The sequence below is a fragment of the Marinobacter shengliensis genome (assembly GCF_003007715.1).
GTDB lineage: Bacteria > Pseudomonadota > Gammaproteobacteria > Pseudomonadales > Oleiphilaceae > Marinobacter > Marinobacter shengliensis.
In genome coordinates, this window is record NZ_PXNO01000021.1 from 145390 (window position 1) to 158840 (window position 13451).

General features: G+C 57.3%; 11 protein-coding genes. 4 read left to right on the plus strand and 7 right to left on the minus strand.

The features are described 5' to 3' along the window. Positions 1-7: 7 nt before the first annotated feature. Genes C7H10_RS06795 through C7H10_RS06815 form a run of 5 tightly spaced genes read right to left on the minus strand, consistent with a single transcriptional unit; the run spans position 8 to position 4577 of the window. Complete coding sequence (locus C7H10_RS06795) at positions 8-1156, minus strand: sensor histidine kinase (protein WP_106694268.1); 1149 nt, start codon at positions 1154-1156, stop codon at positions 8-10. Further along, the gene (locus tag C7H10_RS06800; RefSeq protein ID WP_106694269.1) at positions 1149-1823 is read right to left on the minus strand and encodes a GTP-binding protein; all 675 of its coding nucleotides are present in this window, start codon (positions 1821-1823) and stop codon (positions 1149-1151) included. Before C7H10_RS06800 ends, C7H10_RS06795 begins: the two co-directional genes overlap by 8 nt. A gap of 15 nt (positions 1824-1838) precedes the next feature. After that, complete coding sequence (locus tag C7H10_RS06805; RefSeq protein ID WP_106694270.1) at positions 1839-2363, minus strand: response regulator; 525 nt, start codon at positions 2361-2363, stop codon at positions 1839-1841. Beyond that, positions 2360-3733 carry a response regulator c-di-GMP phosphodiesterase, NosR family gene (gene nosR / locus C7H10_RS06810; RefSeq protein WP_106694271.1) on the minus strand — a complete coding sequence of 458 codons (1374 nt, stop codon included), beginning with the start codon at positions 3731-3733 and terminating at the stop codon, positions 2360-2362. Before nosR ends, C7H10_RS06805 begins: the two co-directional genes overlap by 4 nt. Continuing rightward, a complete protein-coding gene (locus C7H10_RS06815) occupies positions 3726-4577 on the minus strand; it encodes a sensor histidine kinase (RefSeq protein ID WP_106694272.1) in 852 nt (283 codons plus the stop codon). The genes nosR and C7H10_RS06815 overlap by 8 nt, the downstream gene beginning before the upstream one ends. A 388-nt stretch (positions 4578-4965) precedes the next feature. On the opposite strand from C7H10_RS06815, the gene C7H10_RS06820 reads away from it, so the two are divergent. After that, positions 4966-5970, plus strand: a complete 1005-nt coding sequence (locus C7H10_RS06820) for a GGDEF domain-containing protein (protein ID WP_106694273.1) — start codon at positions 4966-4968, stop codon at positions 5968-5970. On the opposite strand, the gene C7H10_RS06825 is transcribed toward C7H10_RS06820, so the two are convergent. Continuing rightward, complete coding sequence (locus tag C7H10_RS06825; RefSeq protein ID WP_058092807.1) at positions 5946-7388, minus strand: MATE family efflux transporter; 1443 nt, start codon at positions 7386-7388, stop codon at positions 5946-5948. The two genes, C7H10_RS06820 and C7H10_RS06825, sit on opposite strands and share 25 nt — an antisense overlap. A gap of 164 nt (positions 7389-7552) precedes the next feature. Here C7H10_RS06825 and C7H10_RS06830 point away from each other — a divergent pair, with 164 nt between their 5' ends. The 3 genes from C7H10_RS06830 (at position 7553) to C7H10_RS06840 (ending at position 11711) form a co-directional block, all read left to right on the plus strand. Next, positions 7553-8425, plus strand: a complete 873-nt coding sequence (locus C7H10_RS06830) for a carboxylate/amino acid/amine transporter (RefSeq protein WP_058092806.1) — start codon at positions 7553-7555, stop codon at positions 8423-8425. Positions 8426-8570: 145 nt separating this feature from the next. Then, entirely contained in the window at positions 8571-10145 is a 1575-nt protein-coding gene (locus C7H10_RS06835; protein WP_106694274.1) for a methyl-accepting chemotaxis protein, read from the plus strand. A gap of 171 nt (positions 10146-10316) precedes the next feature. Next, positions 10317-11711: a sodium-dependent transporter gene (locus C7H10_RS06840; protein WP_061331234.1), complete on the plus strand. Its 1395-nt coding sequence runs from the start codon at positions 10317-10319 to the stop codon at positions 11709-11711. A 102-nt stretch (positions 11712-11813) separates the two neighbouring features. Here the strand turns inward: C7H10_RS06840 and C7H10_RS06845 are convergent, their stop codons facing one another. Next, the gene (locus C7H10_RS06845) at positions 11814-13388 is read right to left on the minus strand and encodes a methyl-accepting chemotaxis protein (RefSeq protein WP_106694275.1); all 1575 of its coding nucleotides are present in this window, start codon (positions 13386-13388) and stop codon (positions 11814-11816) included. Positions 13389-13451 lie beyond the last annotated feature (63 nt).

Below are 13451 nucleotides of genomic sequence, written 5' to 3' on the forward strand. Positions count from 1 at the left end.
GGCGTCCCTAATTGATCGGTAGTGTTAGCAATACCCGGGTTCCGGTACCTTCGCGGGTGTCCAGCTGCAACTGGCCGCCGTGGGCGCGGGCGGTGTCCCGGGCCACCGTCAGCCCCAGCCCGGTACCAGAGCCAATCGGCCGGCTGGTAAAAAAGGCATCAAAGACTTTTGCTCGTTGGTCTTCGGGTATGCCGCAGCCGTTGTCCTGAATAATGATCTGCACTTCATTGGCCTGCACCTGGGTTTTCACCAGAATTCTGCCCTGACCTTTCTCCGGCTCAGCATCGCGAATCGCCTGGGCAGCGTTGTCCAGCAGATTGAAAAACGTTTGCGATAGCCTGGAAGGATGGCCGGATATCTCCGGCACTTCGTTCAGGCGTTCAACAATATCCAGCTGATGTTGGTATTCGGTTTGTACCAGATGAATGGCGCTGGTCAGTAACTGATTGATGCTGCACCGAGTGTAATCGGCCTGGTCGATGCTGGAGAAGGTTTTCAGGTCAGACACAATGCTGGCGATACGGTTGGTGCCGTCGATGGATTCCGCCAGCAGATCGTTAAAATCGGCCAGCAGCTCCTCATTCGCGCTGGTCTCAGGCAGTGCTTCGCCCAGCTCTTTGACGTAATCCCGGGCTACCCGCAGGTTGCTGCTGATGAAGCCAATGGGGTTGTTGATCTCGTGGGCGACCCCTGCTGCCAGCTGGCCAACGGAGCGCAGGCGGGCGCTTTCATAAAGCTCATGTTGGGTTTTGTTGATGACTTTGACCTGCTGATCGACCTTTTCCTGGAGCTGATCGGATAGCTCCCGGTAGCGGGCTTCGGATTCCTTCAGGGCCTCGTTCTGGCGTTGCAGCTCGGCATAGCTGGCTTCGGTGGCGTCGTGATGCAGATTGGCAGCCAGCCGGTACTTGGCGATGAACATCATCAGGAAGGCCACTATGCCTGAGGCCGCCTGGCGTTCCTCGGCGCTGCCAGCGCCACTGAGCCAGCCCACCGTCTCTAGATTGAATTCCACAGGCGTGGCGTCTGTTCCCGGTTTCTGTTCGCTGAGTTCAACCGGCGCTGAGCACAGGGCAGACAGGCTCTGGTTCAGCCGCGCCAACTGATCGCGGCTCAGCAGGTCCGTCAGGGTCGGGTCGTCTTCAAAATTACGCACAGGGCGCCCCCTGTCCGCTGCTGCGGCTCAGCCGCTCAACAAAGATGCGGCGGCTGATGCCATGATCAGCGGCGAGATGGAATTCGTCGTCAATCTGCGTGTACAGCCGGTCGAGCAGAATCTGGAAGCTTTCAATCACGCCGTCACCGCGCAGGGCGGAGGCCATCACCAGCGGTGACCAGGGGGTATCCGCCCAGCGCTCCTGCAGCTCCTGCTCCGGTACTACGTCAGGAATATCCCGCTTGTTGAATTGCACCACCATGGGCAGGGTGTCGATATCCAGTCCAACTTTCTCAAGATTCTCTTCAAGGTTGCCGAAGGCAATGGCATTGTTGTCTTGCTGGGATGGCTGGGAGTCAGCCACAAACACCACGCCGTCTGCCCGCGACAGCACAGCCTTGCGGGTGCTGTCGTGCTGCACCTGGCCGGGCACGGTGTAGAGCTTTAACCGCAGATCCAGGCCGGAGCTGCCGCGCAGGCCGATGGGCAGCATGTCGAAAAACAGGGTACGGTCGTCACGGGTTTCCAGCACCATCAGCTCGCCTTTGCGCTCCGGGTTGAGCAGGCTGTGCAACTGCATCAGGTTGGTGGTCTTGCCACTGAGCGCAGGGCCATAGAACACTACCTTGAGGGCAAGCTTGTTGTCGTCCGGACTGAAATCAGGCATGGGGCCTCACCTGGGTTAATCGTCGGTCAGTAATACTGAGCCATCGGCATCGCGTTTTACCCGGGTGATGCCGGGGTTATCGGCCTCTAGCCGCAGCAGCTCTTCTTCCCGGGCCTTGATCATGGCACGCTGGGCATCGTTTTCTTCTCGCAGCCGCTGGTTTTCCTTGTGTAGCTGGTATAAATCAATGGCGGCTTTGATGGCGGCGACCACTTCGTAGTCGTCCCAGGGTTTGGACAGGTAACGGTATACCTCCGCCTGGTTGATGGCTTTGATCATGGACTCTCGGTCGCCATAGGCACTGAGTACCAGGCGGATGGCGTTCGGTTGTTTTTGCTTGGCGAACTGCAAATAGGTGACGCCATCAGCCGTGGGCATCTGGTAGTCGGAGACTATCACCGCGTATTCGTGTTCCAGCAGCCCGCCCAGTGCATCCTCCACCTTGCTGAAGGTGTCAATCTGCCAGCCCTGGGGCTTCAGCAACCGCCGCAGGCTGCTCAGAATGTTGGGTTCGTCATCTACCAGCTGAATTCTGATCATGCGGAGGTCTCCGTGTCGTCGTTCGGTTTGTGCACATACAAAGTATAGCGGTGGCCATCTGGCTCGCCTTTTTCAAACGCCACCAGTTTTTCGATCAGGATCGCGCTCAGTTCCTTGCCCTCGTTGAGTAGCAGCATCCCTGACGCAGCATACAGGTTGCGGGCCAGGACCATGCCTGGCCTGAGGCGCAAGGTATCCAGTACCAGAATCGAGGGGTCTTCGTGTTCCACATCTGGGGCCAGCTCGATCAGCATTTCAACAAAACGGTCAGTCAATTCCGGGTCGTAAAGCCGTTCACGGTATTTCTTGAGCAATTTAATGGCATTGTCTCGCGCTACCTTGCGCTCAAGCACCAGGCCGAATTGGAGTTCCACAAAATCCACCGCTAGCTTGAGGATGCGGGATTCCAGGGGGATCTGGCTGCCTTCGAGGCGATCCGGAACGCCGTACCCGTTCCATTTTTCCTGGTGGTGGCGGATGATCTTGCCGGTGTCTTTCAACGGCTCCAACGCCATCAGTAACTGCTCGCCGGCGACCGGGTATTTCAGGTACTCCAGGCGCTGGTTCTTGGACAGCAAGTCTGACGGGGCGGTAAACAGTTCATCCGGCCAGCTTAGTTTGCCCATGTTATACAGGGCAGCGGCCATGGCCAGGTTGCGGGTGGTTTCCTCATCCAGCTCGATAAACTCGGCAAAGGCTTTGACCAGACGGATTACCTTGGCGTTGGGCTGGCGATTGGCCGGCAGCCGTTTATTGATGAGCGATGAGAACACCTCGGTGGTGGTGACGTAGCTCTGGCGCAGCTCCTGGTAGGCCAGGTCGAGCATGTCGGCGGTTTCTTTCAGCTCCTCGGTGCGCTCCCGTACCTTGTCTTCCAGGCTGGCATTGAGGGCTTGCAGCTCCTTGTTCTGTTTGCGGGTGAGCTTTTCCAGCGCCAGCCGACGGCGCTCGGAATACTGGAAAGCCAGGGCCTGGCGGATAATCAGCCGCAGTTCGTCATCGTCCCAGGGTTTGCTGATGTACCGGTAGATCTGGCCATCGTTGATGGCTTTCACCGTGGAGGTGATGTCGGCATAGCCGGTGAGCAGAATGCGGATACACCAGGGGTATTTACTGCGAATTTCTGCCAGCAGCGTGGGGCCGTCCATGCCGGGCATGCGGGCGTCGGAGATCACCAGGTCAAATTTTTCATTCTCCATCAATGCCAGTGCTTCGTCACCGGAACCTGCGGTGGTCAGCTCCCAGGGTTCACGGCGCAGAACGCGCTGCAGGCTGCGCAGGATGTTTTCCTCATCGTCGACCAGAAGCAGTTTTGCCTGGTCTGGCAGGTTCTCGGCACCTGCCTTTGATCGCAAGCTGGACTCAGTCATCGCTGTTCTGGTCTGGTTGGGTGACGGGCAGGGTGATGCTGAAGCAAGTACCTTGCCCCGGAGTGCTGACAGCTTTGATGTCACCGTTGTGTTTTTCGATGATATTGAAGCTGAGAGACAGGCCAAGGCCGGTGCCCTTACCCACCGGCTTGGTGGTGAAGAAAGGCTCAAAAATCCGGTTCAGGTGTTCCTCGGAAATGCCCTTGCCGTTATCTTCAACGTCAATCACCACGGTGTCACCGATGTGGCGGGTGCGCACCGTAATCTTGCCGAATTCTTCAATGGCATGGGCGGCATTGACCAGCAGGTTCATGATCACCTGGTTGATCTGGGAAATGATGCACTCAACTTCCGGTAGGTCGCCAAGATCCTGCACTACCTCGGCCTTGTACTTGAGTTCGTTGTTGACCACGTTCAGGGTGGTTTCGATGCCCCGATGCAGATCCGCCAGCTTGAACTCTTCCTCTTCGATGTGGGAAAAGTCTTTCATCGCGGAGATAATGGTCTTGACCCGCTCAATGCCCTCCCGGGATTCTGCCAACAGGTCTTTAAGGTCTTCACGCAGGTAGTCGTAATCGATGTTCTGCTTGATCAGGCGCAAATCTTCCAGCGACGCTGCTGAATCCACAGCCTCGGTCAGACGGAACAGATCGTTAAGGTAACTCTCCAGGCTTTGCAGGTTGGAATACACGTACCCCACCGGATTGTTGATTTCATGGGCTACGCCAGCGGCAAGCTGGCCAATGGCCGCCAGTTTCTCGGATTGAAGCAGTTGCCGGTTCGCCTGTTCCAGCCGGGCATTGAGGGCGTCCTGTTCGGATTGTGTCGGGGCAGTTTGCGTCATTGTATTACCTGCCTTGCATCTTAACGAGCGGTTGTCCGCCCTCGGCGCTATCGTTAGAACCTGAATGTGATCTGTTGATTCCCGGACCGTTGATCACTATCAAGTATCGCAATATCAAAGCCGGGTAGGCGTTGATGGTGGTATGCCAAGTGGCAAGCCAAGTACTTAATTGAGACTGAAGGCGGAGCTATTCCCAATTTGGTCATAGCAAGCTGCCAAGGGTATTTCGGTTGCATGTTTGGAGTGTAGCTGAATCGTTTTGTGACATGCATCACAAAACGGTATCCGTTCATGCTTAATTGTTAAGAAACGTAGCGGTGTGGCGAACATATCGTGGGCTTGCGCTATTCTGGATCACTAAATAAGACCATAGTCGGACGCACTCTGAATGTTTCATCGGCTAAAAAACGATTTCCGATTATCGATCATCACATTGCTTGGTATCAGTGCCATCATTGGCATCACGCCGTTCTTGATCCTGCGATTTGTCGAGGGTAATCCGCTCGCCGGTTTTGTTGATCTCGGGATTCTGTCTGGCATCGTTGGCAGCCTTGCTTATGCCTGGGTCACCGGCGACACATACCGCAGCGGTATGTTCCTGGCGATTATCATCTGCGCGGGCGCGGTCACCGTTGGCGCGGTTATGGGTGAGGCAGGTTTGTTCTGGCTCTTCCCTTGCCTGGTGACAACCTTCTTTCTGGTATCGAGCCGACTTGCGGCCATTCTGAACCTGCTATCCGTTCTGGCGCTGATGTCGATTGAAACGGCTTTCAGCTCAACGGTTCAAATGTGGACGTTTGCGACCACGGCGACGGTGGTCAGCGCCTGTGCCTATGTCTTTGCCTATCGTAACCAGGATCAGCGAGAACGCTTGGAGCACCTGGCCACCATCGACCCGCTGACCGGGGTCAAGAACCGCCGCTCCATGGATGAGGAACTTGATGCGGCTGCTGCTAATGCGGAGCGATCAGGGTTACCCTACGCGCTGGTGATGCTGGACATCGACCACTTCAAGAAAATCAACGATGTGTATGGTCATGGCGTCGGTGATAATGTGCTGACGGACTTGGTGGCGCTGATTGAACACAACACACGAAAGTCTGATCAGCTGTTCCGTTATGGTGGTGAGGAGTTCGTGTTATTGCTGCCGGGTGTGGACGGTTCCAGCTTGCAGACGGTCATGAACAACCTGCAGCAGGTGTTGCGCAGGCATCTCAAGTACCCCGGCGGCCCGGTCACTTCTTCGTTTGGTGTCGCCTTGCTGGGCCACGGCGAGAGCGTGGAGAGCTGGCTGGCGAGGGCTGATGAAGCGCTGTATCAGGCCAAGGAGACCGGGCGGGACCGGATTGTATTTGCAGATAAAAACACTCAGTTGGTGGCCGAACCGGCTTGAACTGAAGTCCGGCTGTCGGGTTCGCCGTGATGGTGGTTTCCGGGCCGGTAGCGGAACAATCGCCAACCCAGCAAAACACTGGCGGAGGTCAGCCCCGCCGTCAGCCCCACCCAGAACCCCGCCGCTCCCAACGCCGGCCAAAGCAGGTCTGTAAAGGTCAGAACGTAGCCCAGTGGCAGGCCAACCCCCCAGAACGAAAACAGCATAATGAACATGGGAATGCGGGTGTCCTTATAGCCCCTGAGCGCACTGATGCAGGTTACCTGAATCACATCAGCAACCTGGAACATGGCGGCAAACGCCAGCAGGCGAATGGTGACATCCCGCACGGCCTGGTCGCCGGTGTAAAGTGCGGCGATCTGTGCGGAGAACACAAACAGCAACGTGGCAAAGATCAGGGCAACCGCCGAGGCCAGGATCAGTGAGCTACGGGAAATCAGCCGGGCGGTATCCGGCGCCCGGGCACCCACCAGAAAACTCACCCGCAGCGTCAGTGCCATGCCTATGCTCAGCGGTAGCATGAACAACAACGACACCACGTTCAGCGCAATCTGATGTCCGGCCACAATCACCGGCCCCAGGGGTGCCAGGAACAGGGCAATGACTGAAAACATGCTGGCTTCAACAAAAATGGTGAAGCCAATGGGCACACCGATACCCAGAATGTAGCGAATTCCCCGCCAGTTGGGCTTCACCCAGTCGGCCAGCAGGTGAAACTGGCGGAAGGTACGGCTCCGGTTCAGGTAGATCAGTAAGGCAATGGCGGCCGTCCCGTTGGACAGCGATGTCGCCCAGCCGCAGCCCACACCGCCCATGGCGGGCAGGCCGAGCTTGCCGTAAATGAAGATGTAGTTCAGAGGCAGGTTGATCAGCGTGCTGAGTACAGAGAAAGCCATGATTACCCGGGTGTGGCCGAGGCCGTCAGTGAGTCCCCGCAGAGCGTTCATAAGAAGCAGGGCTGGAATGCCCCAGGCGAAGGCGTTCAGGTATCCCTGGGTGATGCCGGCAGTCTCTGTATCCATCTTCAGCATCGCCAGTACCGGGTGTACGTTGGTCAGCAACAACGCCATGATCACCGTGCCGCCGGCTGCGATGTAAATGCCCTGCCAGGTGGCCGGCATGATCTTCGAGTGCTGCCGGGCACCGTTGTAGCCGGAAATGATCGGTTGCAGAGCACCCAGCATGCCCATGAAAAACAGGAATAGTGGCATCCACAGGCTGCTGCCTATGCCTACCGCGGCCAAATCCCGAGCGCTGGCGTGGCCCGCCATAACGGTATCAATAACCCCATTGGCCATCTGTGCCACCTGGGCAATCAGGATCGGCCCGCCCAGAATGGCCAGGGTTCTCCATTCCGCCAGCGTGCGGCGAACAAGGGGCTGTCGGGCTTCGGGTAACGGTTGGTGGTTTTCGTCCATGGTGCTGGTTTCGATGTTGGTTCGTCAGGGTTGTACCTGTCAGAGGCGGACATGGTACCCGATTGGCGGTCGGGCAGCTTATAGGGGTTTGCACCGCCTTCCGTACTGGATAATGCCGGCAAAAACGGTACAGTAGCGGTCCGGTTTATTTCTGGTGTGGTGGTATGGTTCTTCTGGTTCTGGTAACGGCGCTGTGGGCGTTTTCGTTCAGCTTGATCGGCGAGTTCCTGGCTGGCCGGGTAGACAGCGATTTTGCCGTGCTTACCCGTGTGCTGCTGGCGGCCCTGGTGTTTCTGCCCTTCACCCGCTGGCGTGGTGTGCCCGGGGGCATGAAGCTTGGTATTCTGATTACCGGCATGCTGCAGTTCGGTATTACCTACCTTTGCCTGTACCGCTCGTTCAGTTACCTCACGGTGCCTGAAGTGTTGCTGTTCACCATCTTCACCCCTTTGTACGTTACGCTGATTGACGATGCCCTGTTTCGCAGGTTCTCCCCGGTGGCCTTGCTGGCGGCAGCCATCGCTACTCTGGGCGCCGGGATTATTCGCTACGATGGCCTGAGTGAAGATTTCATTACCGGCTTCTTGTTACTGCAAGTGGCTAATTTTACCTTTGCCGCCGGCCAAGTGGGCTACAAACACGTGATGCGCCACTACGCCCTGGCCTTGCCGGGCTACCGTACCTTCGGCTACTTCTTTTTCGGGGCGCTGGTGATCGCCTTGCCGTCGTTCCTGATATTCGGTGATGCTGACAAGCTGCCCACGACCAGTCTTCAGTGGGGCATTCTCGGTTGGCTGGGGCTCGCGGCCTCGGGGCTTGGGCTATACCTGTGGAATCGCGGTGCCTGTGAGGTAGATGCTGGCACCCTGGCTATTATGAACAATGCCCTGGTGCCTGCCGGGTTGCTGGTGAACCTGCTGATCTGGAACCGGGATGCGGACCTCATGCGCCTTATGCTTGGCGGCGCGGTGATCGCGTTTTCACTGTGGGTGAATGCCCGTTTTCATCCCCGGGCAAGGGTCCTGGCCGGGCCCTGACAAGCCTTGTCTTCAAGATATCGGGTTGTGTGCCGTTACATTAATGTGACGTAGCGTAACTCATTAGATATTTCCTTGATATTCATCCAGACTTACGCTTGCGCCCTGAAATAAATCCCCCGGTTTAACGGATATCGATACCCCTATGCGCAAGAATCTACCTGTCACCCAGCGCGAAATTACCGTACCGGAAGGTATGCGCCTGATCAGTACCACCTCCCTCAAGGGCGTGATCACCTATTGCAACGACGATTTTGAAACCATCAGTGGTTACACCCGGGACGAACTGATTGGCCAGGCCCACAATCTGATTCGCCACCCGGACATGCCGCCGGCGGTGTTCGCCGACATGTGGGAGTATCTGAAAGCGGGCAAGGCCTGGATGGGTGTGGTCAAGAACCGGGCAAAGAACGGAGATCATTACTGGGTCAGTGCCTATGCCACTCCTATCTGGGACAACGGCCAGATGGTGGGCTATGAGTCCGTGCGCGTGGCTGCCACTCGGGACCAGATTGCGCGGGCTGAAAAGCTCTATGCCGGTATCTCCGCAGGCAAGTTGTCGTCATCGTTCAGTAACCGGGCCATGTCGATGGGCCGATCCGGCTGGCCGTTTTTGTTATCCCTGGTAATCACCTTGGGTGCCATGCAACTCGAGCCGCTCTGGCTGGCAGCGCTGGTCGTGTTGGTGGGTCATGGTCTGGCTTTCAGTCTGGTGTTCGGGTCTATTTCCAATCGTTTGAAAGGTTTACTCGCGTTGCGCCCCGATGCTTTCCAGGACCCCATCGTTGCCCGCACATACAGCGGTGAGCGTGGCCTGATGTCGCGGTTGGCCCTGGTGCTGGTCAGTGAGGAAGCGCGGATTCGCACAGCGCTGGCGCGAATTGACGATCAGGCTGAGCATTTACTGCAGCAGGCCCGGGCGTCCCATGGCTTCATTACCGAGGGGGCCACGGCCATTGCCCGGCAGCGGGCGGAGACGGACCAGACCGCCTCGGCGATCAATGAAATGACCGCGTCCATTCAGGAAGTGGCGGAAGCCGTTACCCACAACGCCAAAGAAGCAGAGCAGGCCAACCGGCTGGCCCACGAGGGCAGCCAGCGCAGTGGTGAGGCCACTGCCGCGATTGAGCAGCTGGTGCAGCAGGTGAATGGCATTGGCGAATCGGTGAGTCGCTTGGGTGAATCCACCCGCACCATTGGTGAAGCGGCCGACCTGATCTCGGACATTGCCGAGCAGACCAACCTGCTGGCTCTCAACGCGGCTATTGAAGCAGCCCGCGCCGGCGAGCAAGGCAGAGGCTTTGCCGTGGTGGCCGATGAAGTGCGGTCCCTGGCCCAGAGAACCCGGCAGTCCACCGTCAAGATCCATGAGGTGATTGAGCAGTTTCGGGCCCAGGTGGATGAAACCATTCAGGCCGTACGTTCTGGTGAGGAAATCGCCAGCCAGGGTCTGGCCCGGGTGCAGGGCGCGGCAGAATCCCTGCAAACCATTGTGGGTTCGGTGGACTCGATTTCCGACAGTTTCATTACCATGTCGGCCGCGTTCGAGGAGCAAAGCCAGGTATCGGACGAGATCAACCGGCAAATCGTGAACATCGCCGGCCTTGCCGACCAGAGCGACGAGCAGGCTGAAGCCGCTAAAGACAGCAGCGACCAACTCAGTGGCATGGCCCGTGGTCTGAAGGATCTGATTGCCCGGTTTGTCAGTAAATCTGGCTAGTTAGCGCTGGCCGGTTGGATCTGTGTGGTCGACAGAAACCACTGAACAACATTTCAGCACTGGCATCACCGCGCCAGTGCTGGCAGAATCCCGCACCAATGGCCTGAACCATTGGTTTGGCGCCCTCACAATTCGTAGTTTCCTATAGCCAAAAGCACAGGAAGAAAATTCATGTCACAGTCCAACTCCGCATCAGACAGCGGTATCGGGGCTCGCGGACTCTGGTCGTCCAAGTTCGCGTTTATTCTGGCAGCAACCGGTTCTGCTGTTGGTCTCGGTAACGTCTGGAAGTTCCCTTATGTCACTGGTGAGAACGGCGGCGGTGCCTTCGTTCTGGTTTACCTGCTCTGTATCTTCATCATCGGTATTCCCATCATGATGGCCGAGGTGTTTATCGGCCGGAATGGTCGCCACAATCCGATCACCAGTTTCCGCCTGGTGGCTGAGCGCAACCTGGCATCGTCCGGCTGGCGAATTTCCGCCATCATCGGCATGCTGGCGGCCTTCATCATTCTGTCGTTCTACTCGGTGATCGGTGGCTGGGCTGCGTCCTATGTTGGCCACGCCGCCATGGGTGATTTCACCGGCGGTACTGCCGAATCCGTGGGTGAAATGTTCGGCGGCCTGCTGGCCAGCCCGGCCAAGCTCCTGCTCTGGCACACGGTGTTCATGGCTCTGGTCGTGCTGGTTGTCGCCCGCGGCCTGAAAGGCGGCCTGGAGCGTGCGGTTACCATTCTGATGCCGGCCCTGTTTATCCTGCTGTTGATGGTGGTGGGTTATGCCACCACCACCGGCCACTTCGGGGAAGCGGTTTCCTTCCTGTTTAATCCGGATTTCAGTGCCCTGACGGTTAACGGTGTGCTGGTGGCCCTGGGTCATGCGTTCTTCACCTTGAGCCTCGGTATGGCCATCATGATGGCTTACGGCTCTTACCTCAGCCGCGATGTCTCTATCGGCCGCACGGCAGTCACCGTGGCCATCATGGATACCGTCGTGGCCCTGCTGGCTGGCCTGGCTATTTTCCCGGTGGTATTCGCCAACGGCCTTGAAGCCGGTGCCGGCCCCGGCCTGATTTTCCAGACCTTGCCACTGGCGTTCGGCAACATGCCCATGGGAACCCTGTTTGGCACCCTGTTCTTCGTCCTGCTGCTGTTCGCCGCCTGGACATCCGGCATCTCACTGCTGGAGCCAGTGGTTGAGTGGATTGAGGAGAAAACCAGCTTTGCCCGTGTGGGCAGTGCCGTGATTGCCGGTGGTGCCTGCTGGTTGCTGGGTATCGCGTCGATCCTGTCACTGAACGTGTGGGCCGATGTGGCACCGCTGGGTATGTTCGCTGCATTCGAAGGCAAGACCATCTTCGATCTGTTGGACTACTTCACCGCCAACATCATGCTGCCGCTCTCCGGCCTGCTGACCGCCATCTTCGTGGGTTGGTTCGTGGCCAAGGAGTCTCTGAAGAGCGACCTGGCTCTGCAGGAAAGCACCTTTGGCTTGTGGTACAACCTGATCCGGTTTGTGACGCCGATTGCTGTAGCAATCGTGTTTGTCTACAACCTGCTGGCGTAATCAGCCCGGCTGATAGCCCGCCAAAAAGAAAACCCGGCGCTGGAGACAGTCGCCGGGTTTTTTATGGCCTTGAGTAACTGCGGCGGGCGCAATCGCCAGGGGTTACACCCTGAACTGTGCCACCTGGGTGCTGAGTCCTTCCGCCAATCTGGCCAGCTCTTCACTGGCGGCCGATACCTGCTCGGTCGATGTGGCGCTCTGCTCGCCAACATCACGAATCAGGGTGACGTTCTGGTTGATGTCCTCGGCAACAGACGTCTGTTGTTCTGCCGCAGTGGCGATCTGGCTGTTGTACTGGCGGATTTCCTCAACGGCTTCAGCCATTTCCTGAATCGTACCACCCGCAGATCTAGCTCTCTCAAGGGTCTGCTCAGCCAGCTTGGAGCCTTTCTCCATGGTGGTGACTGAGGTTTCGGCGCTGCTCACCAGGTTGCTGATCAGGGTTTCGATTTCGGTGGCGGAACTCTGGGTGCGCTGGGCCAGTGAGCGGACTTCATCGGCCACCACGGCAAACCCGCGACCCTGCTCACCTGCGCGAGCAGCCTCAATGGCCGCGTTCAGGGCCAGCAGGTTGGTCTGCTCGGCGACGGATTTGATGACGTCCAGAACGGTGCCAATGTTCTGGGTGTCACTTTGCAGGTCGCGAAGCTGTTTCATCACGGCGCCAATTTGGCTATTCAGGTCAGTGACGAAAGTCAGGGTCTCATTGACTGCCGCTTCGCCGTCACCGGATTTCTGGCTCGCTCGCTGCGCTGCGGCGAAGGCAGCTTCGGCACTCTTGGCAACGTCGCTAACGGTTGCCACCATTTCATTCATGGCAGTGGCGACCTGATCCGTCTGGTCCCTTTGGTCTGCCACACCCTGGCGGGTCTGGTCGGTGACGGCGGAAAGCTCCTCGGAAGACGAGGCAATGTTAGATGCGCCGGCGTCAATTTGCTGAATCAGCCCTCGCAGACGGGTGACCATGGTGCCGAAGGCTGCAAGTAGAACGCCAAACTCATCGCCGCGGTCGCTGTTGACGGTGACGGTGAGATCCCCAGAGGCCACTTTTTTGGCGACCTCAACGGTTTGTCTTATGGGTTTCGTAATGGTGTTGATCATGAACCAGGCGATCAGCACCGCAGCGATGAGCCCAAAAAGCGCAATACTGACCAGTTGCGTGATGGCGGTATTGTATTGCTCGCCCATTCGCTCAACCTGAATATCCTGCAGGTTTGTGGTTCCTTCAACCATATTCCGAGCGGTCTCGAGCAGCTGCCTTTCAATGTTAGCAACCACATTCGGTTGGCTATCCAGGTTGTTAGCCAGTTGACCAAGTAAGCTTTTATACTGGTTAATGTTGCTCTGCACGTTTCTCACGGTTTGCTGGTCTTCCGGAACTCTCAAAAGCTCTCTAAGGGAACTGATTCGCTCTTCGGCGCGACTAACTAGTCGCTCTGCTTCTTCTCGATACTGGTTGTCTCTCCGAAGCTGCAGATTCTTCTCTTGCACCCTCGCACGCACCAGGTTGGTCTCGGCACTGCTGACCGTGGCAACGATGACCGAGCGCTCGTTATAAGCGCTGAGTGTGTCAATGCTTATATAGACTAGTATGGCGCTGAGTAATACAAGTAAGCCAAAGCCCGCACCGAGCTTTTTCCCTACAGAGACGTTGTTGAGTTTGTCGAGCATTGACATCTAAGTTTCCTGTTTGAGTCTTGATCAATTCTGATTCGGATGCATGTTTGTTTATCGGAAGCA